Source organism: Pelotomaculum schinkii, assembly GCF_004369205.1.
Taxonomy (GTDB): Bacteria; Bacillota; Desulfotomaculia; order Desulfotomaculales; family Pelotomaculaceae; genus Pelotomaculum_C; species Pelotomaculum_C schinkii.
In genome coordinates, this window is the sequence record NZ_QFGA01000002.1 from 819,789 (window position 1) to 838,256 (window position 18,468).

Annotated in this window: 21 protein-coding genes, 3 pseudogenes and 3 CRISPR repeat arrays; of the genes and pseudogenes, 7 read left to right on the forward strand and 17 right to left on the reverse strand. The window is 42.7% G+C overall.

All coding sequences use genetic code 11. From position 1 onward, the window contains the following. Positions 1-69: 69 nt before the first annotated feature. Positions 70-420 (forward strand): hypothetical protein, encoded by a 351-nt coding sequence (locus Psch_RS14760; protein ID WP_190258632.1) that lies wholly within the window; start codon positions 70-72, stop codon positions 418-420. On the opposite strand, the gene Psch_RS14765 is transcribed toward Psch_RS14760, so the two are convergent. The 3 genes from Psch_RS14765 to nifU all read right to left on the reverse strand — a co-directional run bounded on the left by Psch_RS14765 (position 421) and on the right by nifU (position 1,495). Beyond that, entirely contained in the window at positions 421-795 is a 375-nt protein-coding gene (locus Psch_RS14765; RefSeq protein ID WP_190258633.1) for a PaaI family thioesterase, read from the reverse strand. Positions 796-880: 85 nt separating this feature from the next. Then, positions 881-1,066 (reverse strand): hypothetical protein, encoded by a 186-nt coding sequence (locus Psch_RS14770; protein WP_134219347.1) that lies wholly within the window; start codon positions 1,064-1,066, stop codon positions 881-883. A gap of 60 nt (positions 1,067-1,126) precedes the next feature. Beyond that, positions 1,127-1,495, reverse strand: a complete 369-nt coding sequence (gene nifU, locus Psch_RS14775) for a Fe-S cluster assembly scaffold protein NifU (RefSeq protein ID WP_190258634.1) — start codon at positions 1,493-1,495, stop codon at positions 1,127-1,129. Between the two features lie 248 nt (positions 1,496-1,743). On the opposite strand from nifU, the gene mntR reads away from it, so the two are divergent. Further along, positions 1,744-2,181, forward strand: coding sequence for a transcriptional regulator MntR (gene mntR, locus Psch_RS14780; RefSeq protein ID WP_190258873.1), 438 nt, complete (start codon positions 1,744-1,746; stop codon positions 2,179-2,181). 13 nt (positions 2,182-2,194) lie between these two features. Here mntR and Psch_RS14785 read toward each other — a convergent pair whose 3' ends face one another. Beyond that, positions 2,195-2,374 carry a Dna2/Cas4 domain-containing protein gene (locus Psch_RS14785; protein ID WP_282432471.1) on the reverse strand — a complete coding sequence of 60 codons (180 nt, stop codon included), beginning with the start codon at positions 2,372-2,374 and terminating at the stop codon, positions 2,195-2,197. Positions 2,375-2,641: 267 nt separating this feature from the next. Between Psch_RS14785 and Psch_RS14790 the strand changes: the two genes are divergently transcribed. Next, complete coding sequence (locus tag Psch_RS14790) at positions 2,642-3,013, forward strand: exoribonuclease R (protein ID WP_243124138.1); 372 nt, start codon at positions 2,642-2,644, stop codon at positions 3,011-3,013. Between the two features lie 50 nt (positions 3,014-3,063). After that, entirely contained in the window at positions 3,064-3,279 is a 216-nt protein-coding gene (locus Psch_RS14795; protein ID WP_190258635.1) for a type II toxin-antitoxin system HicA family toxin, read from the forward strand. Positions 3,280-3,288: 9 nt separating this feature from the next. Further along, a CRISPR array of direct repeats spans positions 3,289-3,643; the repeat unit is 30 nt; unit sequence ATTTACATTCCACTATGGTTCAATCTCAAC. A 245-nt stretch (positions 3,644-3,888) separates the two neighbouring features. Here Psch_RS14795 and Psch_RS14800 read toward each other — a convergent pair. The 7 genes and pseudogenes from Psch_RS14800 to Psch_RS14825 form a co-directional block, all read right to left on the reverse strand. After that, positions 3,889-4,173 (reverse strand): annotated as a pseudogene (locus Psch_RS14800) (IS3 family transposase); the annotation flags it as partial. Positions 4,174-4,201: 28 nt separating this feature from the next. Beyond that, entirely contained in the window at positions 4,202-4,402 is a 201-nt protein-coding gene (locus Psch_RS21240; RefSeq protein WP_243124171.1) for a hypothetical protein, read from the reverse strand. 90 nt (positions 4,403-4,492) lie between these two features. After that, positions 4,493-4,651: pseudogene (locus Psch_RS21245) on the reverse strand (group II intron maturase-specific domain-containing protein); the annotation flags it as partial. 315 nt (positions 4,652-4,966) lie between these two features. Then, on the reverse strand, positions 4,967-5,770 hold the full coding sequence (locus tag Psch_RS14810) for an ExeA family protein (RefSeq protein ID WP_243124139.1): 804 nt from the start codon (positions 5,768-5,770) through the stop codon (positions 4,967-4,969). Continuing rightward, positions 5,767-7,056, reverse strand: coding sequence for a DDE-type integrase/transposase/recombinase (locus tag Psch_RS14815; protein ID WP_243120839.1), 1,290 nt, complete (start codon positions 7,054-7,056; stop codon positions 5,767-5,769). Before Psch_RS14815 ends, Psch_RS14810 begins: the two co-directional genes overlap by 4 nt. A gap of 144 nt (positions 7,057-7,200) precedes the next feature. Continuing rightward, a complete protein-coding gene (locus Psch_RS14820; RefSeq protein WP_190258636.1) occupies positions 7,201-7,743 on the reverse strand; it encodes a DUF6431 domain-containing protein in 543 nt (180 codons plus the stop codon). A gap of 33 nt (positions 7,744-7,776) precedes the next feature. Beyond that, positions 7,777-8,553, reverse strand: coding sequence for a reverse transcriptase domain-containing protein (locus Psch_RS14825; protein ID WP_345789096.1), 777 nt, complete (start codon positions 8,551-8,553; stop codon positions 7,777-7,779). Positions 8,554-8,579: 26 nt separating this feature from the next. On the opposite strand from Psch_RS14825, the gene Psch_RS14830 reads away from it, so the two are divergent. Both Psch_RS14830 and Psch_RS14835 read left to right on the forward strand, forming a co-directional pair. After that, positions 8,580-8,906, forward strand: coding sequence for a transposase (locus Psch_RS14830; RefSeq protein WP_134220455.1), 327 nt, complete (start codon positions 8,580-8,582; stop codon positions 8,904-8,906). A 41-nt stretch (positions 8,907-8,947) separates the two neighbouring features. After that, on the forward strand, positions 8,948-9,838 hold the full coding sequence (locus Psch_RS14835; protein WP_134220456.1) for an IS3 family transposase: 891 nt from the start codon (positions 8,948-8,950) through the stop codon (positions 9,836-9,838). On the opposite strand, the gene Psch_RS14840 is transcribed toward Psch_RS14835, so the two are convergent. From Psch_RS14840 to Psch_RS21720, 3 genes and pseudogenes are all read right to left on the reverse strand, one after another. Then, complete coding sequence (locus Psch_RS14840; RefSeq protein WP_134220457.1) at positions 9,839-10,060, reverse strand: hypothetical protein; 222 nt, start codon at positions 10,058-10,060, stop codon at positions 9,839-9,841. It abuts the gene before it with no gap. A gap of 88 nt (positions 10,061-10,148) precedes the next feature. Beyond that, positions 10,149-10,532 carry a reverse transcriptase N-terminal domain-containing protein gene (locus Psch_RS14845; RefSeq protein ID WP_243124140.1) on the reverse strand — a complete coding sequence of 128 codons (384 nt, stop codon included), beginning with the start codon at positions 10,530-10,532 and terminating at the stop codon, positions 10,149-10,151. Positions 10,533-11,107: 575 nt separating this feature from the next. Next, positions 11,108-11,257: pseudogene (locus Psch_RS21720) on the reverse strand (DDE-type integrase/transposase/recombinase); the annotation flags it as partial. Positions 11,258-11,279: 22 nt separating this feature from the next. Continuing rightward, positions 11,280-11,961: direct repeats of the CRISPR family, unit length 30 nt; unit sequence ATTTACATTCCACTATGGTTCAATCTCAAC. 117 nt (positions 11,962-12,078) lie between these two features. Between Psch_RS21720 and Psch_RS14850 the strand changes: the two are divergent. Beyond that, a protein-coding gene (locus Psch_RS14850; protein WP_243123975.1) for an IS3 family transposase occupies positions 12,079-13,226 on the forward strand; the annotation gives its coding sequence in 2 pieces (ribosomal slippage) (positions 12,079-12,331 and positions 12,331-13,226; 1,149 coding nt in all). A 331-nt stretch (positions 13,227-13,557) separates the two neighbouring features. After that, a CRISPR array of direct repeats spans positions 13,558-16,517; the repeat unit is 30 nt; unit sequence ATTTACATTCCACTATGGTTCAATCTCAAC. Between the two features lie 165 nt (positions 16,518-16,682). On the opposite strand, the gene cas2 is transcribed toward Psch_RS14850, so the two are convergent. The 3 genes from cas2 to Psch_RS14865 are packed head-to-tail and all read right to left on the reverse strand — an operon-like array spanning position 16,683 to position 18,462. Further along, the gene (cas2, locus tag Psch_RS14855) at positions 16,683-16,961 is read right to left on the reverse strand and encodes a CRISPR-associated endonuclease Cas2 (protein WP_190258637.1); all 279 of its coding nucleotides are present in this window, start codon (positions 16,959-16,961) and stop codon (positions 16,683-16,685) included. A 5-nt stretch (positions 16,962-16,966) separates the two neighbouring features. Continuing rightward, positions 16,967-17,959, reverse strand: coding sequence for a type I-B CRISPR-associated endonuclease Cas1b (gene cas1b / locus Psch_RS14860; RefSeq protein WP_190258638.1), 993 nt, complete (start codon positions 17,957-17,959; stop codon positions 16,967-16,969). Then, positions 17,956-18,462: a CRISPR-associated protein Cas4 gene (locus Psch_RS14865; RefSeq protein ID WP_190258639.1), complete on the reverse strand. Its 507-nt coding sequence runs from the start codon at positions 18,460-18,462 to the stop codon at positions 17,956-17,958. Before Psch_RS14865 ends, cas1b begins: the two co-directional genes overlap by 4 nt. Between the last annotated feature and the right edge of the window lie 6 nt (positions 18,463-18,468).

Genomic DNA, 18,468 nt, shown 5'->3' on the forward strand with positions numbered 1-18,468 from the left:
GGAGCATTAGATCCCTGGTACGTTGTTAATCCAGTGTCATTTGTTACAATATGTATAGGTATCAAAATAATGAGGGAAGGGTTGGGGATGTACGACCTGATCCAGGGTGTTACGGAGACGGAAAAATATTTTGGAGATAAGCTGGCTGTAGTCTACAAGTTTGGCTGGGGTATCAAAATTATAGGTTTCAAGTACGGTAACCATTTGGATCTTAGAGTACTGACCATAGGCAACAACCACAAACGAAAAGGGCTTGGTGAAGGGGCGCTAAGACAGCTCCGGCCCCGCTTCAAGACCATTACGGTAAACGAGATCTATGAGGAGGCGCTGCCCTTCTGGTTGAAAATGAAAGAACGCGGGTTGATTGACCACATAGGGACAGTCAAGCTAACCCGCGTCTACGATCATGTCGATGCTTAATCACTTCCCGGAGCCCGGACGGTAGGCCAGACCCTCCGCCAGCGCTACCAGGTCGCCCTTTTCATCCGTTACCTCCAGGCGGTATAAGCCGGTTTTCCTGGTCTGGTTTTCCTCGCGGGCAATTCCGGTAAGCAACGCGCCGCTGGTAGTGGCCTTTAGATAGTGTATGTTCACGTTGAGGCCCAGCGCTACGGGACCGTGCGAGTTGCTGGCCGCCGCGAATACCAGGTCCGCCAGGCCGAATACGGCGCTGCCGTGCGTAACCCCGGCGCCGTTTAAGAGCTCCGGGGTAACTTTCATGGTAGCGCGGGCGTAACCTTCCTTCATCTCAATAAGTTCAATTCCCAGGCGCCGGGCGAAGGCATCCTTGGCCAAGCGTTCCCTGCCCGTTTCAAAACTGTCTTTCGTCTTAACTCACACCTTCCAAATACACGCATCATTCTACCAGAAAAAGACCTTCTCATGAAGATCTCTTTTTATGGACATATTTATAGTAAACAAAGATAAACAACCCATACAGCGGCACCATCAACCACAGCTTGAGCCTTTCGTTAATGGGCAGGGCGAAAACTATGAAACCCAGAGCTATTACCGCCCAAACCGGCCAGCTCCATTTGGCAGCTTCTTTTTTTCCAACTTTTTTCAATTTCATCACCCGGTTTGAACTTCTACATTATTTGCAAAATTCCTCCAGGCCGATGGCTCATTAACCCTGTTTTTTCTTGTAATCTTCAATAGCGGTGTGCAGCGCATGGGCAGCCATGTTGGAACAATGCATTTTTTGTTCCGGAAGCCCGCCGAGCATGTCCGCTACCGCTACATCATCAACCTGCAGGGCTTCCTCGAGAGTCATCCCTATAACCATTTCTGTCAACATGCTGCTGGTGGCAATAGCGGCTCCGCAGCCAAAGGTTTTAAACTTGATGTCTTTAATTCTATTGTCTTCAACCTTAATCGTAATCTTCGTGGTATCGCCGCAAACAGCGTTCCCTACATCTCCAATACCGTCAGCGTCAGGGATTTCCCCCACATTGCGCGGATTAGTAAAATGGTCGATTACCTTCTCGGTATACATTATAGAGGCCCCCTCATTTATGAAGAAATTCAAAAATACCAATTGTACAGCCTTCCGTCTTGGCATATCGTAGCACGGCACTCGGGTATTGTCAATAACTGACTGCCATAGAGTCTAATAGCGAAAAATGACGGTCATATTGAAAAGATTAAGTCTATTTTTTCACCCTTTAGAATATATACTTTACAACCTTTGTAGCTAAAGCGGGTGATCCATTGAAAAAAGGATTTTTCACCTTTCGTGAATATATGAAAAAAGACGACCTGCTGACTGCATCCATGGAAGATTACCTGGAAATGATTTACCGGTTGTCCCAATATATTGGTTTCACCAGGATCCATGACCTGGCGGCGGCCCTAAACGTGCAACCTCCTTCCGCTACCAAAATGGTCCAAAAGCTTGCTGACGCAGGGGTTGTCAATTATGAGAAATACGGCATAGTATTATTAAACGATAAGGGTAAGGAAATAGGCGAAGCCCTACTGGAACGGCATCAGATTATCGAAGACTTTTTAAAGCTGTTGGGAATAACCGAAAACGTGCTTGAAGAAACCGAAAAAATCGAGCATACCATCAGTACTAAAACCCTGGAGTGTATAGCCGATTTTGTCCAATTCTTAAAAAACAGACCTGATTTAATCAAAGCATTTGAAACCTACAGAAAGAATAAATGGAAGTCCGAGTAAACTGGACTTCCATTTATTCTTTTCCCCTGAAAACATCCCTTTTGCTGTTCCTCACAGCCAGCTCTTTACGTTCCCTGGGATAGGAGTAATCCTGAATGAAACGCCCCAGCGAAACATTGGTGTCATCCTGGTCGGGAATGATTTGGCACCGATGTAACCACACCTCCCGTGGGCAGATATAGTAGTACCACACCAGGGTGCCACTAACGAGCAGTTCTTGGTTATCATCAATAGCTAATCACCACTTTGCAAACAGTTCTTTATTCATCTATTGTTACCCAAGTAGTATTACCGGTTGTTTTTGTAACAGTGTCAGCGCATCTGCCATAGTGAAATCCTTGCACACCGGCAATAAATCCCCGTTGTTTAATAATGAGCATTACTTTAAACAATTCCAGCATATCTTAATTTGTACATAATGTACATTTTATGTTAGGCTGGAGGTGAAAGGAGATTGACTATGCTGACGGAAGTTAGTTTTACTAATGCCCGAAAGACACTTAGTGAAATCTATGACGGTGTCTGGCACAGATATCATCCGGTTATTATCAACCGGCGTCAAAATGAAGAAGTCATCGTATTGCGGCGCGAATTGCAGCAGGATATTTTACAAGCCTATCACGTTAAGCCGGAGATTTTGCCGGAAGAGGACGGCTCTGTCACTGCTGCTTTAAACGAGTTAGACATCGCTGTTAACGCTTCGAATAAGGAAGCTGCGCTTGATGAACTAGCTAAGGAGCTAAAGCTTTACGCCAGGGATTACCTGGACCGGAGCCAACTCTTCTTAAACGCGCCCAACCGCAAAGGGCATTTCCATATGTCTTGCGGGTAACGCTTTGTAACGACGACAGTGAGATCAGATCTCTACTGGAGCTAGAGTAAATGCCTCCTAAATTTGCAGATTTAAAACGATATTGCGACAACAACGGCTGGACTCTGCTCAGGGACACAGACCACTGGTATTATGAAAAGGTGCTGACAAATGGTGATATCCTTCGCACAAGGGTCAGCCATGCACTTAGTAAAGAGCTCCCGGACAACTTATGGCGGAAAATTTTAAAACAGCAACTAAGGGTTACGGAAGAAGAGTTTTGGTAACAATTAGGTATTTACATTCCACTATGGTTCAATCTCAACCATGACCAGGGTGGTCGGTTACTTCACCGAGCCGATTTACATTCCACTATGGTTCAATCTCAACTTTGTCATAAATATCACTCGCTTTCATATCATAGATATTTACATTCCACTATGGTTCAATCTCAACTGAACACTACGACGTATATAATGTAACTTATCACAGATTTACATTCCACTATGGTTCAATCTCAACAGTAGTTCTGCATAGTTGGAGATTAGTTTTAATCCTATTTACATTCCACTATGGTTCAATCTCAACCCGGTGCAATGCGAGAGTAACCCGGAGATACAGATTTACATTCCACTATGGTTCAATCTCAACCGCAGACATGCAAGACATACGAAATGAGCTTGCCCCGTTAAAATAGACACGGGAAATGGCGGGTTTTCTCCTGTTTTCATAGGATTTCGAAAAAAGAGCCGTGGCCGCCCTTGACATGGAGCCTCGCACCCGTGTTGCCAAGGGCCAAGGGGCCAGTATCGCTTTGCTTATGGCCCTTGCCAATCAAGGCTAACACGGGCATTCTCCATGTAAAGGGTCTTCGCTTCGCTACGATGAACGGCCACTTACGCTGCTGTTTTAAAGGATTGTTCGTATTCGACTGGCGACATATATCCAAGGGCTGAATGCAGCCGAACCCGGTTGTAAAAGACTTCAATATATTCAAAGATGGCTTGACGGGCTTCAGCTCTTGTTTTAAATCGGGTACCATAAATCAGTTCCCTCTTCAGGGTTCCAAAGAACGATTCCATACAGGCGTTGTCATAACAATTACCTTTGCGGCTCATACTGGCGTTCATTTCGTAGTCCTTTAAAGCTTGCTGGTATTCATGGCTGGCATAATCGACTAAAGAAAAGGAATTGCTCCCTTTCCCTCGTCTAAGAACCGTACGTGAGAGTTTCCCGCTCATACGGCTCAAGCATTTCTTCACCATTTCTGGCGGCAACCAGTGATTTCAGTTTCATTTTCCTTTTCACGAAATACTCTTCGTGTATAAAGGGATTTTTAGAAATCTGCAATTTAGGGTGGCGGATGATCTTTATTCTTCTCAGGTTGATAAGACTGTACTCATCTGTCATAAACAACCATCTTTTCCCATTCTTTTCATGCCAATATTTGTTCAATCTCCACCATTTACTTTTGTTTGGGTGTCGGTGTTTTGCCCATTGTTGTAATAAAAGATATAGTGTGTTATTGACGCAAGAAAAGGCTTGACTTGCCACAACATGTCTGTGATAGTTTGTCCATCCTCTAATCACTTGATTTAACCTTCGGATGAGTTCGGATTGACATCTGCCTTTCCTTCTTTCAGGATGATAGAAGCACATTTCTTTGTCAGGGTTTTGATGGAATTCTTTGATGGTTTGACAATTAATTTTCCCTTGAACTTTCGAAATGTCCAACCAAGAAAGTCGAATCCATCGTCTATATGCGTAATCCTTGTTTTCTCTTCGGATAATGTAATTTTGCAGAATCTTTGTCCTAGCGATTTGCACAATAATTAGGCTTAAAATTTCTATTCAAACTGCAAAATTTGCACAATTTTTGTTTGGAAAAACTTAAAAATTGCACAATATATGTTTTGCAAAATGTATGAGTTAAGGAAAAGGCCGGCCAACGACCGACCCGAAATAGGATAATGGTTACATGCCTAATTCAACAGCAGCCTGCCTCACAGCCTCCTCATCAATATATTTAAGCAACTTCTGACAGCCAAAGATTAAGCTGGTAGTAGCAAGGTTGTTAATTAAGCGGGGCCAGCCCCGGCTCACTGTAGCAATAGCTTCTACGGCAGTGTCTGAAAAGATCGGGTAGTTGGAGCCGGCTAGGCGCATATGGTTCTCCAAGTAATTTTTTGTTTCCTCTTTTGTCAAGGGAGCCATCTTGTAGCGCATAATTAACCTTTGATTTAAAGGTTGGTTATGGGTCAACGACATTTTAATTGCCAGAGCAGGCATTCCACAGAGTACCAATACAAATGGGTTTTCAGAGTCCATCGAAAAATTGAACAACAAATGGAGGTCACTGAAAAACTTCGTACTGGCCAACTGCAGTTCGTCCAGAATAATAACAGGAACAACTTTCTTGCCGGAATAGTTGTTTTGGATAGCCTCCTGAATTTGATTGAACAAATCCACTTTGCGGAAAGCAGGTTCAAGACCCAGGCTAAAAGCCAGCCCCCTGTAGAAATCCGTAACAGTAACCGTAGAAAGCGGGAAGTAGGCCACCCGGTAGAGAGAGGGATTGAGGGAAACCACAAAAGTACGCAGACCGGAAGTTTTGCCGGAACCGGGTTCGCCCACCACCATGCCGATACCACGGCTGTGTTTTAGATAATTTAGCCGGGCCAGAAGTTCCTGGTGGGAAGATGACAGGTACATCTCCTCTGCTTTGATATCTTTCGCAAAAGGTCTGGCAGCAAGGGAGTAGAAGGCGGTAAACATCATTTACCACTCTCCTTTTTTAAAAGGGCTTCATGAAAAGATAATACCTGGGGAGAAATATCATTTTCACTGCGGTTGCGCTTCATTCTGGCGTTATCCGCCAATTGAACCGGTAAACCCTTACCTACAAACTTGTCATTAGCATAAATCAATATCTTGCTTAAGTCGTTTGGTTCAAACCGCACCTCCACCTTCTGGCCGATTAGAGCGGGCGGCACTTCGAAGAGCCTACCCCCGATAGAGACGGTGGCATCATTGTGAACCCGGCGGGACTCCCTTTTTAAGAATAACTCCCGGACCAAATCCGGCTCCCGGGCGAACTTAACCTGGTTTACCAAGCTCAAGTACTTGTCGAGGGGAGACATACCCAGGGATGAGTGAACACGTCGATGGTAGTCTTCCTCCAGCCATTTTCCAAAAGCACGGTTCAATTCATCCAGGGATGTCACCGGATAAGACAGAAGTGGCAGGAAACGTTCTCTTACCGTACGAAAAATCCGTTCGATTTTCCCCTTGCTGGGTGCATCGAAAGGCTCGGTATGGGAAACCGTGGTACCCATTTGGGCACAGGCCCAGTGAAATAATTGAGAGCGGTAAACCTTACCGTTGTCCAGGTAAACAATCTTGGGTATACCCCGGCGAATAACCGCTTCGATATAGACTTTTTTCATGGCGTCGAAATTTTGTTCAAAAGAAAACTGGGCGAAAGTAACCAAACGGGAACAGTCATCAATAAAGGCAAAAAGATAAGTAGGCTTCTTCTTACCATTGACTATGACATAAGGGCCTGTCATCATATCGCCCTGCCACATCCGGTTTACCTCATCGTAGGCAAAGCGCTTGCGGTCCTTAACCACGACTTTATCCGCCAGGGGTTTGGCCAGATTTTTCTTCTTGAGAAAGCGGTAGACCGAATGGTAAGAAACCTCGGAGCGCAAGATTAGCCCTTCTTTGGCCATTTGGTCGTAAAGAAGCATAACGCTCAAGCCTGGGTTTTCATGCCTAAAAGCTATAATTTTCTCAGCAAGGTCCTCGCTGATTACTCTTGACTGTCCCTTGTCTTTACGGTTTTGAGGCTTAAGCCCTTCCAGATTGTCTTTGCGGTAGTCCAAAAGCCAACGGCGAAAGGTTTTGTCACAGAACTCTTTTCTTCCGTAGTAGGGGACGTCATAGACTAGGGCGGAAACCTTCTCCAGGTAGACTTTCGGATTATCAACTTGATTGTTTAGCAAGGGAGCGATCAAGCCGAAACGGAAAAGGGCCACCTCCATTTTCTGCTCTTCGGTCAAAGCCATTTTTAAAGCACCTCCAACAGATGTATTGGAGGATAACCGGTTAACCTCACGGTGAAAATTATATGGTAAAAAGGCCATATACCGCCATGCAAAAGTTGTGTGGATAAAATATACTTGCCGCATACCCCAGGGGAGATGTTAAAATGATCTTGCCATAAAGTTAGCCAAGATCCGGTTGGATAAACTATTGACCTCTGCCAAGGTCGTTTCACTTGCCCGAGTGAAGTTTAACCGGCGGACTATCTTTATGGCCCCTTTGTTTTTATCCGCAGGAAGTCGCTCTCGCCAGTGCTGTTCTCTTAAAGCACTGACAATGGCGGGGGTATTGGCTAAGAAGCGCTTATGGTAAAAAGCGGCTAGTTGGCGGCCAACGGCAGCAGTTGTTTTTCTAAAACTCTCCCGCAGGCTTTTTAATATGGTATTACGGTTATGTTGGAAGTAAGGCAGAAGAAACCAGGGCAAAAGAGATACCGTCTTTAAGCAGGCAGGACACAGGTACCGGCAGATGCTGATACGGTAACATCGTTTGTTGGCTAGTGCATTGCGTTCATAGAAGCCGTGCCGTTTCAGCTTGACTGCAGAATTGCAGCAAGGGCACTTGATAAGTACGGGAAAGACCACTGAGTATCTGTCCTTGGCATAGATTGATAGCTTAACAGGTAGATTCCAAGGAATTTGCAAAATAATAACCTCCCCAAAGAAACTGCAAATATTTTAGCAGATTGGGGAGGGTTCTGAATCATCTTTTAGATAATCAATGTGCAAAAAAATCCTGCCTGCCAGGACTACTTTACGAGCAAGATTACAGGATAAAGTTAATCCTCGATTTTCAAGGAACTGACCGACTATCTCTTTGAGTTCTTCCGCTATTTCTCTTGTATTCGCAGTAATGATGAAGTCATCCGCATATCGCACCAAATTTACTTTGGTTTTTGCTCGATAATGGTTTTCTACTTTACCTTTTGAGTTCCGATGGTATTTATCCTGAATTAGTTTTTCAAGACCATCTAGTGTCATATTTGCATAAAGACTGGAAATGGCTCCTCCTTGCGGCGAACCTGAGACCGTAGGAAAGAGATTTCCTTGGTATATGAATCCTGACTTCGAGAACTGCTTCATAATTCTTTTATCCATTGGTATATTATCTTGTAGCCAATCATGGTTGATGTTGTCAAAGCAGCCTTTAATATCCCCTTCTAATATCCAGGCAGGGGAACACTTTCTTGCTAATACACAAAATATCTGTTCACAGGCATCTTTAGCACTTCTTCCCTTACGAAAACCAAAAGAAACATGGTCTCCTGTAGTTTCGGCTACTGGTTCGAGCGCTAGTGCATACAATGTCTGCATGGCTCTGTCGTACATGGTGGGAATTCCCAGCGGTCGTTTCTTATTTTTCCCTTTCTTTTCAATGTAGACTCTTCTAAGGGGTTTGGCCTTGTAGCTATTAAGCCCCTTAATTGAGTTTGAGCCATACCCCCTTATTAATATAAACTAATATTAACGGAGGGGTATGGATGAAACGTAAAAGATATCCTCAGGATTTCAAAGAGCAGCTTGTTAAAGAAGCCCAGGAAGTCGGTAATGCTCTTTCAGTTGCCAAGCGGCACGGAATTAGTGAAAAATCATTATACCGCTGGATTCAAGAATCTAAATACAAAGCTTGGAAGGAAACGGATGGAAATGCTAAAAAGGTAGCGGCATACATTCCATCACCCCAGGAATTCAAGCAAATAGAAAAGGAAAATAACACTCTTAAGAAGTTGCTTGGTGAAAAAGATTTAGAGATTTCCATACTTAGGGACCTGGTAAAAAAGACTCGCCCGGGCTATCCGACAGAATAGAAATAGCCAACAAGTGGATTGCTCGGGGACATGCATGCAAAATGGTATTGAAAATTGTTGGTGTTCTTGAAGCAACTTACTACCATCGAAAAAAATCAGAGAGTCAGACTTCCAAAAAACATAGCCCAAGAAGCGGAAGGCCCAACACCATATATTCTTGGACAAAGGACCGGCAGCTGGTAAGTGATGAACAAATCAAGGAATGGTTGATGGAACTGGTTGCCGGGGAAGAAAGTACTTACGGATACCGGAAATTAGCTATTTGCCTGCGCCGGCAGCACAACCTGATAATTAACCATAAAAAAGTTTACAGGCTTTGCAAAGAGCTAGATATACTGGCGCCACAGCGGCGGATTAAGGTTAATCACCCCAGACGCTTGGCAGCCAATCGCCAGATTACAGTCTCTGATCAACTATGGGAAGTAGACTTAAAGTATTGCTACGTTGCTAAAGAAGACCGTTTTTTCTACCTGATGAGCTTCATTGATGTTTATGACCGAATGATTGTAGATTACCACCTGGGACTATCTTGTGAAGGGAAACATGCCGCCCAGATCCTGCAACGGGCTTTGTGGAAACGGCAGCTCTTTGAAACTGATATCCGACCAGTCATCCGAAGCGATAACGGTCCCCAATTTATAAGCCATGTGTTCGAAGAGGCCTGTGTGAAATTTACTGTCGAACATGAGCGGATTCCACCTAAAACACCGAATAAAAATGCCCATATAGAGTCTTTTCACGCCTTACTTGAGTTAGAATGTTTGAGTCGGTACGAATTTTCATCATATCAAGAAGCCTATCAGATAGTTAGTGAATACATTCAGTTTTATAATGAACGGCGTATACATGGTAGCTTGTATGACTTTTCGCCTTACGAATTCCGGCAGAGACTGCGTGCAGGTGAACTCAAACCCTTTATCATTAGAGTTTAGCTAATTGCCTCTTAAGATACCGGATGCCGGGACCAGAGCTTGTTCCCCTTTAATTAAGAGGTTTCGCCTTGACCATTTGGCCCAGACATGGCTGGCAACCGCATAGCGGCTTGGCCTTGACCGCCGTGGCAGAATACTAGACCGGGGGCGGGCGAGATAATCAATGATACCGTCTACCGTACCCTCGCCCGCCCCTGATTCGACAACCTCACGGCGAGTCAAGGCTTGCCAGTCATGTCGCCTTAGCTGTTCACAATAAATGAATTGAGGCTTATTGGTTTTCCTGTTCCGTGAGCAATATTTATTAATTCTATGTAAACAAGAGAATAAGGGGAGTAGACTCTAAAATTAGGGGTTTAAACCGGTAGTGCTTATCTGAAAGTGTTAACACCGCTTTCATTTTTGAAGATGATGTTGACCATAACTTTTTGTCTATGCCAGAAGTGTTTTTCCCCTTGTTCGAAGTTACTTTCTTTACCGCATAGGATTTTGCACAAAATGAATGGGTTAGTAAGTATTGTAACCTTTTGACTTTGTTCTTGTCGCCCTTCACTGTTGCCTTGGCAATTCTGGTCTGTAGCCTATTCACATCTTTTTGCACCCGCGTCCAGTCAATGGATTCCCATTGAGCAGCCAGTGTCTTTTTGTCTTTTAGCCTCTCGGTTTTATCCGTCGTTGAGTTACTAAAATTCATAAGCTTACTGTCCTTTCCTGCCAAGAAATACCATAGGATAAGTCAGCACCCTTTCAGGTTAGGGCAAAGCTTGAACCCCTATCTTCTTTCATTACAAAAGTAGCGTTTGCTTTTTATCCTTTTCTTCTGCCCTCTATGCCGTTTCTTTTCCTTACGGTTAGATACCTCATTTCATTATCCGTTTCAGTTTCTCGTGAGGAGCATATAGGGGTTACCAAGTTCCGCATGATACATAATTGTGAAAGCCTTAGGAGCCACCTTTAAACCGGGAGTTCTTCATCCATTCGCATTGGTTTGCCAGTTAGCCGTTGCTCGACTCCTTACCATTTTGGTCGAAGCGTTTCAGCCTATTTCGCTTCCTCCAGCGTAACGATTCCTACAGTGGTTCACTTTACGTTCTCCATAGCTCTCTTACTCTAGCAGTTATCCCAGTTTTAGGCTACTCGGATTTCCACATTGTCTTGCGAGCTTTCTAACCCAGACGTTACCATCTGCGCTAGTCGCAATAGAGTTACCCCGAATGGATAGGGTAGCCTTTCGGCAATATATCAAGCGACTTCTTGTCGCGCATGGCTCCCACGGTCAGAGTGGTGAACCAATCCTGCTGACGGTTTATACCGCCAAACTGCCTGTCTGAGGGCATCCAGGACCAACTTGCGGGTCATGGTGCTATCCATAGCCCAGCCAACAATCTTATGGTTCAATCTCAACATCCAGGGCGACACCGGTTGAAGCTATCTCACCAACATTTACATTCCACTATGGTTCAATCTCAACTAGGATAGCCTCTGAGAGAGCGACCGGTTCGACGGATTTACATTCCACTATGGTTCAATCTCAACTCCATGGATTAACAACTGAACCTCATTCCATTTGTATTTACATTCCACTATGGTTCAATCTCAACTGCTACAAAAAGTTTCAAAAAGGGCTTGACATGATAATTTACATTCCACTATGGTTCAATCTCAACTTCCAGTTAGCCATGGATAGCGCCAGGAGTTCGCATTTACATTCCACTATGGTTCAATCTCAACTAACTCAGGTTTTCGTCGTGGTAGCTACAGTACCCATTTACATTCCACTATGGTTCAATCTCAACCAAAACAGGAAAGGTGCCCAAATTAATTCTACTAGATTTACATTCCACTATGGTTCAATCTCAACTCAAGGGCAGTATCTTATCCAAAAGGTGAATATATATTTACATTCCACTATGGTTCAATCTCAACGTAGTGCAGCGGCTATTTATGTTTCTGATGATTAATTTACATTCCACTATGGTTCAATCTCAACTGATGGAGGTAGATGATGCCATCTAAGTGGAACTAATTTACATTCCACTATGGTTCAATCTCAACGGAGGTAACAGTAGCCCCATTCACCTTGACCTCAATGTATTTACATTCCACTATGGTTCAATCTCAACTAATCCTTCAAGTGTATACTCGTCACTGTGAATATATTTACATTCCACTATAAACCTGACCCGATTTGATGGACACGGTAAATGGCTGGTACAATAAAACCAGTGGAGGTGTCCATCATGAAACGTTACGATAAGCATTTTAAAGAAGAAGCGGTCCGCCTGGTAGTAGAGTTGGGGCGATCCGTGGCAACGGTGGCCAAAGAACTCGGTATCCATGAGAACACCCTGCACAAATGGGTTAGTCAGTATAAAGAACATAAGGAAAACGCTTTTCCAGGCAGCGGCAATCTACTGCCAGAGGACGCAGAAACCAGGCGTTTAAAAAAAATGATAGCTGATTTACAAGAGGAAAACGCCATTCTAAAAAAGGCCACGGCCATCTTCGCAAGACACCAGAAATAGCTTATAAGTTTATTAATCAGCACCGCTTCAAATTTCGGGTGGAGAAGATGTGCCAGGTTTTTGGAGTCTCTCGAAGCGGTTACTATGCTTGGCTGAAAAGGCCGGAAAGCCGGCGAAAAATCCGGAATAAAGAACTAATTAAAAAGATCCGTAAGGTTCATCAGATTTCCCGGGGTACTTATGGTAGTCCGAGAATAACCAGGACCTTGAAGAAACAAGGCATTACTTGCAGCCGGAACCGGGTGGCCCGCCTGATGCGGGAGAACGATATAGCCGCCAAGACAAGGAGAAAATTTAAGGCTACCACTAACTCAAAGCACCATTATCCGGTTGCTGAAAACATTGTTAATCAGAACTTTACTGCCAGCCATCCTAATCAGGTCTGGGTTGCTGATATTACATATGTCGCAACGGATGAAGGGTGGTTATACCTTGCAGCTATTGAAGACCTGTTCCAAAGAAAGATTGTGGGCTGGGCTATGGACAGTACAATGACTCGCCAGTTGGTCCTGGATGCTCTCAGACAGGCAGTTTGGCGGTATCGGCCATCAGCAGGACTTATTCATCACTCAGACCGCGGGAGTCAATATGCCAGTCATGAATACCAGCAAGCTTTAAAGGACTACGAAATGAACGCCAGTATGAGCCGCAAAGGTAATTGTTATGACAACGCCTGTATGGAATCGTTTTTTGGAACCCTGAAGAGGGAACTGATTTATGGTACCCGATTTAAAACAAGAGCTGAAGCCCGTCAAGCCATCTTTGAATATATTGAAGTCTTTTACAACCGGGTTCGGCTGCATTCAGCCCTTGGATATATGTCGCCAGTCGAATACGAACAATCCTTTAAAACAGCAGCGTAAGTGGCCGTTCATCGTAGCGAAGCGAAGACCCTTTACATGGAGAATGCCCGTGTTAGCCTTGATTGGCAAGGGCCATAAGCAAAGCGATACTGGCCCCTTGGTCCTTGGCAACACGGGTGCGAGGCTCCATGTCAAGGGCGGCCACGGCTCTTATTCGATACTTGGTCGAACATGAGAAAGAATTTGCTAAGCCTCATTCCCAGCCTAAAATTGAAAATCTGTGAAAACAGAAGATAATCCGCCATTTTCTATGTCTATTTTAATGGGGCAAGCTCACTATGGTTCAATCTCAACACAATATGACCTTGCTGGAAGAATCTATTTTGTCGAAATTTACATTCCACTATGGTTCAATCTCAACTCAAAGTAGGTGGATAAGTTTAGCCTATAATTTAATTTACATTCCACTATGGTTCAATCTCAACCACCAACGCGATGCCGTCATGTGGGCGATAAAAGGATTTACATTCCACTATGGTTCAATCTCAACCAAACAAATATACCACATACTCATACGAATATTAAGATTTACATTCCACTATGGTTCAATCTCAACTTTAGTTTCCTCGGCTGCTGCTCCTTTTGCGGCCAATTTACATTCCACTATGGTTCAATCTCAACTATGTGAAAGGGGCGCCATGCTCTCCCCTGTGGCGAATTTACATTCCACTATGGTTCAATCTCAACTTAATGTCGCCTCCTCTCTGTCAATCATAAGGACAGATTTACATTCCACTATGGTTCAATCTCAACCGGCCGCTGTATCTGGAGTTGAGCGAGCTCAAGCATATTTACATTCCACTATGGTTCAATCTCAACTGAACGCCAGCTCAAGGAAAAACCCATCGAAACCAATTTACATTCCACTATGGTTCAATCTCAACGAAACCTTAATGAACGCGAAAATCATTAACGGCGAATTTACATTCCACTATGGTTCAATCTCAACATGTTCCGGTTAAATCTATCCTGTTCATAGACAACAATTTACATTCCACTATGGTTCAATCTCAACGGGTGCCGATAGGCTCTGAAAGAATAAGCAAGGAATTTACATTCCACTATGGTTCAATCTCAACCCTGGCAGGCTCCGGTCAGGGGCTTTCTTATGAGGATTTACATTCCACTATGGTTCAATCTCAACTTACTAATAATATACTGTCAATTATTATTTTTATTTATTTACATTCCACTATGGTTCAATCTCAACGACGCTGACAGGGTAGATAGGGGTAGAACAGTTCAATTTACATTCCACTATGGTTCAATCTCAACTTAATTAAGGAGGTGCTAAATAATGGGTTTATTCAAATTTACATTCCACTATGGTTCAATCTCAACAAACCAGGGAGGTTTTTAATTATTTCACTAAATTCATTTACATTCCACTATGGTTCAATCTCAACCTAAATTCGTCTACGCCTTGGGTCTAGGTATGGGCATTTACATTCCACTATGGTTCAATCTCAACGCTTTTCAGTGGGAGGTTATTGACGGGCTTAGAGGATTTACATTCCACTATGGTTCAATCTCAACGGATTGCGACCAGCCTCAATCACAATACGATAAAGGATTTACATTCCACTATGGTTCAATCTCAACGTGGGCACGAGGAAGTTGTCAACCTTATAGGTCCATTTACATTCCACTATGGTTCAATCTCAACTCAGTTTGCCATCATTGTACAATCTTTCAAGTGTATTTACATTCCACTATGGTTCAATCTCAACCAGAGAGGCCGCACCTGCGGCTGGTGGTTGACAAATTTACATTCCACTATGGTTCAATCTCAACAGATACCGGGGCGGCCGGAGATAACCGAGATCAGCAAATTTACATTCCACTATGGTTCAATCTCAACTCAAACAACTGCTGCTTCTTTTTCTCGTATTTCTCCATTTACATTCCACTATGGTTCAATCTCAACTGAAGGCGCTGCCTGGGTTGAAGACTGAGCAGGAAGATTTACATTCCACTATGGTTCAATCTCAACTTCGCTGAGATGCCTTAATCTTACGCTGACATGTATTTACATTCCACTATGGTTCAATCTCAACAAAAGATTCAATTTAACCAGCAGCGCAGTGAAATCATTTACATTCCACTATGGTTCAATCTCAACGCATTCCTTCGCAAGTTAATCAACGGAGATATTTTCATTTACATTCCACTATGGTTCAATCTCAACTGCCACTGACGGAGACGGCAAACTTCACAAGCTAATTTACATTCCACTATGGTTCAATCTCAACTCAGTTACGTTACAAACATGTACATGCGTTCTGTATTTACATTCCACTATGGTTCAATCTCAACTTAAGCCCGGCAGCAGCACCGGTTGCCATGCTAAATTTACATTCCACTATGGTTCAATCTCAACTCGCCTCCAGGAACGTCCAGGCTGCCATTAGCGAATTTACATTCCACTATGGTTCAATCTCAACGTTATAAGCCTATCTGTTACCTTTAATATTTCTTCATTTACATTCCACTATGGTTCAATCTCAACCTAATTATCCAATCAGCCAGCCTCCACTTGCTGCCATTTACATTCCACTATGGTTCAATCTCAACTACCGGCGACACAAACGCTCAGCCTGGTTTGTATTAATTTACATTCCACTATGGTTCAATCTCAACGGTATGCGTACCCCATCATGTCTTCAATTTTCTGCATTTACATTCCACTATGGTTCAATCTCAACGAGCTCCGGGTGGAAATCATCAAGGCACTAATCGAATTTACATTCCACTATGGTTCAATCTCAACTTAAGCGCCCCGACCGCCTCAGTCCAAATACCTTCATTTACATTCCACTATGGTTCAATCTCAACGTTAAAAAATGGATGCAGCAACAGCAGCAATCTAATTTACATTCCACTATGGTTCAATCTCAACTAGCTATCTCATAGCGGGCTCCCTCATCAGCTGGCATTTACATTCCACTATGGTTCAATCTCAACGGAGAATACCAGGCTGACAATCCAGCAGCTTACGGATTTACATTCCACTATGGTTCAATCTCAACGGTATCATGAGGTTGAAGGTGACGGGGAAATCGACAATTTACATTCCACTATGGTTCAATCTCAACGGAACCATCGTTCTTTTGTCCGATACGGCAGACCAAATTTACATTCCACTATGGTTCAATCTCAACTTTGGTGATGGTGCTAAATGTATGAGTACCCCTGGATTTACATTCCACTATGGTTCAATCTCAACGAACATCTTTAAAACTACCGTCCCAAACCATCTGCATTTACATTCCACTATGGTTCAATCTCAACCCGAAAAGAATGTATATTATACAGGATATGCATTAAATCTTGTATATCTTACACTTAATATGCATTACAGCTAAAGATATATCATTTTTTTCAAATATTTATATGTCGAACCACCAGAATTTTTACACTATATAGGTTCGACATAAGACAATCATGCATATATGTTTATAGAAAATTACTAGTCGCATTGTCCTCCCTTCCCCAAAACTCTTTATCCAGCCATTTTTCATTCCTGCTCTTAAAAATAATGCATGAATCTAAATCAGTGCGTAAATGTTTTTTTAACTCGCCTTTTAGCTTAAATATTTGGGACTCGCTAAGCTCTCCTTCAAATACTGAGTCCTGAATATGGGTCAAATATTTCTTGCAAATTTTAAAAACCCTGCGCCATGTCTTCGGCCCGTTTTCTTCATTACTTATATCATAGACCAGTATGACATACAAACCAATCACCACCAAATCTTAAAACCCTGATAAGGTTTTTCCCCAATGATATGCTTGATAAGCTTGTACAACTCCAGCCGGATTAAGTATTGATAAGAAACATCCCGCCCTAAATCCCTGTGTTTTATAGTTGTCTTTAGTTTCTGATCCAGCTCATTCGTAATTAATTTTAATGCTTGTGGCTTTAACCTCAGATAATATTGATCCACATCAAAGGATTTTTCATTAATCATATTCTTATTCAACAAAGTAAAAATCAGCCTGTCCGCTATTAATGGTTTAAAAACTTCAGCAATATCAAGGCTCAGTGAAAATCTTTTTGTACTTGGTTCATGCAAGAAGCTGACGGTGGGATTTAATTGCGTTTTATAAATTTCACTTAGAACTTTGGTATACACCAGGGAATTTATGAAAGATATCAAGGAATTGATCATATTATCCGGGGGATGCTTAACCCTTTTTCTAAAATCAATTTGCTGATTGATAATAGTTTCCCATGTATCATAATATATTTTACGGATGTTTCCTTCCACACCCATTAATTCCTCTATGTTTTCACAATAATTAATGCTGTCACGAAGATTTTCAATTCTTGCCATGTGGCTTTCAAGGTCTTTACCCCGTTTATTGTAGTATCTGATATTTCTATATATATTGTAGGAAGCTGCTTGAATAACCGCTTTAGCCAATGCCATCCTTTTTCCATGATCTTGATTGTGCTGAACCTGACAGATCAAAACCTTCCCTGACACCAAGCTTTCTCTCGGTGTAAAACTGCCAACATAATACTCGTAATAATTATAAAAATGAATACAAATATTGTTTTTAGCCAAAAAATCCAAGAGCTTGGTATTGACAGACGTTTCACCTAAAATGTAGAGTTCGTCAACCCGTTCAATAGGGATATCCTTTTTCTGACCATCTTCGTAAACGAGTTGCAAAGTGTTATCATTGCGTTTAAGGATTCCATTTGAGAAAATGTAATAGGCTTGCTTCATAAGTCACCCCCAATATAGCAAATATCAAAAAAAGCGCATTTCCGACATACTGACTTTTTTTGATAATCGTTAGGCGGAAATTCTCTCCCCAGAATAACCTCTATTTCCAATAGATTCCGTTCAATCTCCAGTGCGTCGGCATCACTCCATAAAACTTTTTGCTTTTCCTTCAACAGGGGATAATCAATAACTGCTTCGGTGACATCAATGTTCATTTTCTTTAAATAATAAATATAATACTTGGCCTGGGCTATCGCCATTTGATCCATCTTTTTTGTTTTTTTAATCTCATGGATAATGCCTTTATCAATATAATCAATATTAATGACGCCATCCACCAATAGATGTTTGTCCTTTCTGGAATAGCTGCCCTCATCAATAAAACGGCCAATGAGTACGTTTTCATTGTCCTGTTCCATGTCGATGTTGTAGCTTGAATACCATAGCTTGCGTTTACATAAGTGAAAATAAGCATACATCATCCCGGTGATCTTTCGTTTCATACTATG

Excerpts from the sequence above, each read along its gene's own strand:
- Psch_RS14845 (WP_243124140.1), bottom strand. The coding sequence starts at position 10,532 with ATGAATTTTAGTAACTCAACGACGGATAAAACCGAGAGGCTAAAAGAC.
- Psch_RS14810 (WP_243124139.1), bottom strand. The coding sequence starts at position 5,770 with ATGATGTTTACCGCCTTCTACTCCCTTGCTGCCAGACCTTTTGCGAAA.
- Psch_RS14835 (WP_134220456.1), top strand. The coding sequence starts at position 8,948 with ATGGTATTGAAAATTGTTGGTGTTCTTGAAGCAACTTACTACCATCGA.
- Psch_RS14790 (WP_243124138.1), top strand. The coding sequence starts at position 2,642 with ATGCTGACGGAAGTTAGTTTTACTAATGCCCGAAAGACACTTAGTGAA.
- Psch_RS14830 (WP_134220455.1), top strand. The coding sequence starts at position 8,580 with ATGAAACGTAAAAGATATCCTCAGGATTTCAAAGAGCAGCTTGTTAAA.
- Psch_RS14865 (WP_190258639.1), bottom strand. The coding sequence starts at position 18,462 with ATGAAACGAAAGATCACCGGGATGATGTATGCTTATTTTCACTTATGT.
- cas1b (WP_190258638.1), bottom strand. The coding sequence starts at position 17,959 with ATGAAGCAAGCCTATTACATTTTCTCAAATGGAATCCTTAAACGCAAT.
- mntR (WP_190258873.1), top strand. The coding sequence starts at position 1,744 with ATGAAAAAAGACGACCTGCTGACTGCATCCATGGAAGATTACCTGGAA.
- nifU (WP_190258634.1), bottom strand. The coding sequence starts at position 1,495 with ATGTATACCGAGAAGGTAATCGACCATTTTACTAATCCGCGCAATGTG.
- Psch_RS21240 (WP_243124171.1), bottom strand. The coding sequence starts at position 4,402 with ATGACAGATGAGTACAGTCTTATCAACCTGAGAAGAATAAAGATCATC.
- Psch_RS14760 (WP_190258632.1), top strand. The coding sequence starts at position 70 with ATGAGGGAAGGGTTGGGGATGTACGACCTGATCCAGGGTGTTACGGAG.
- Psch_RS14795 (WP_190258635.1), top strand. The coding sequence starts at position 3,064 with ATGCCTCCTAAATTTGCAGATTTAAAACGATATTGCGACAACAACGGC.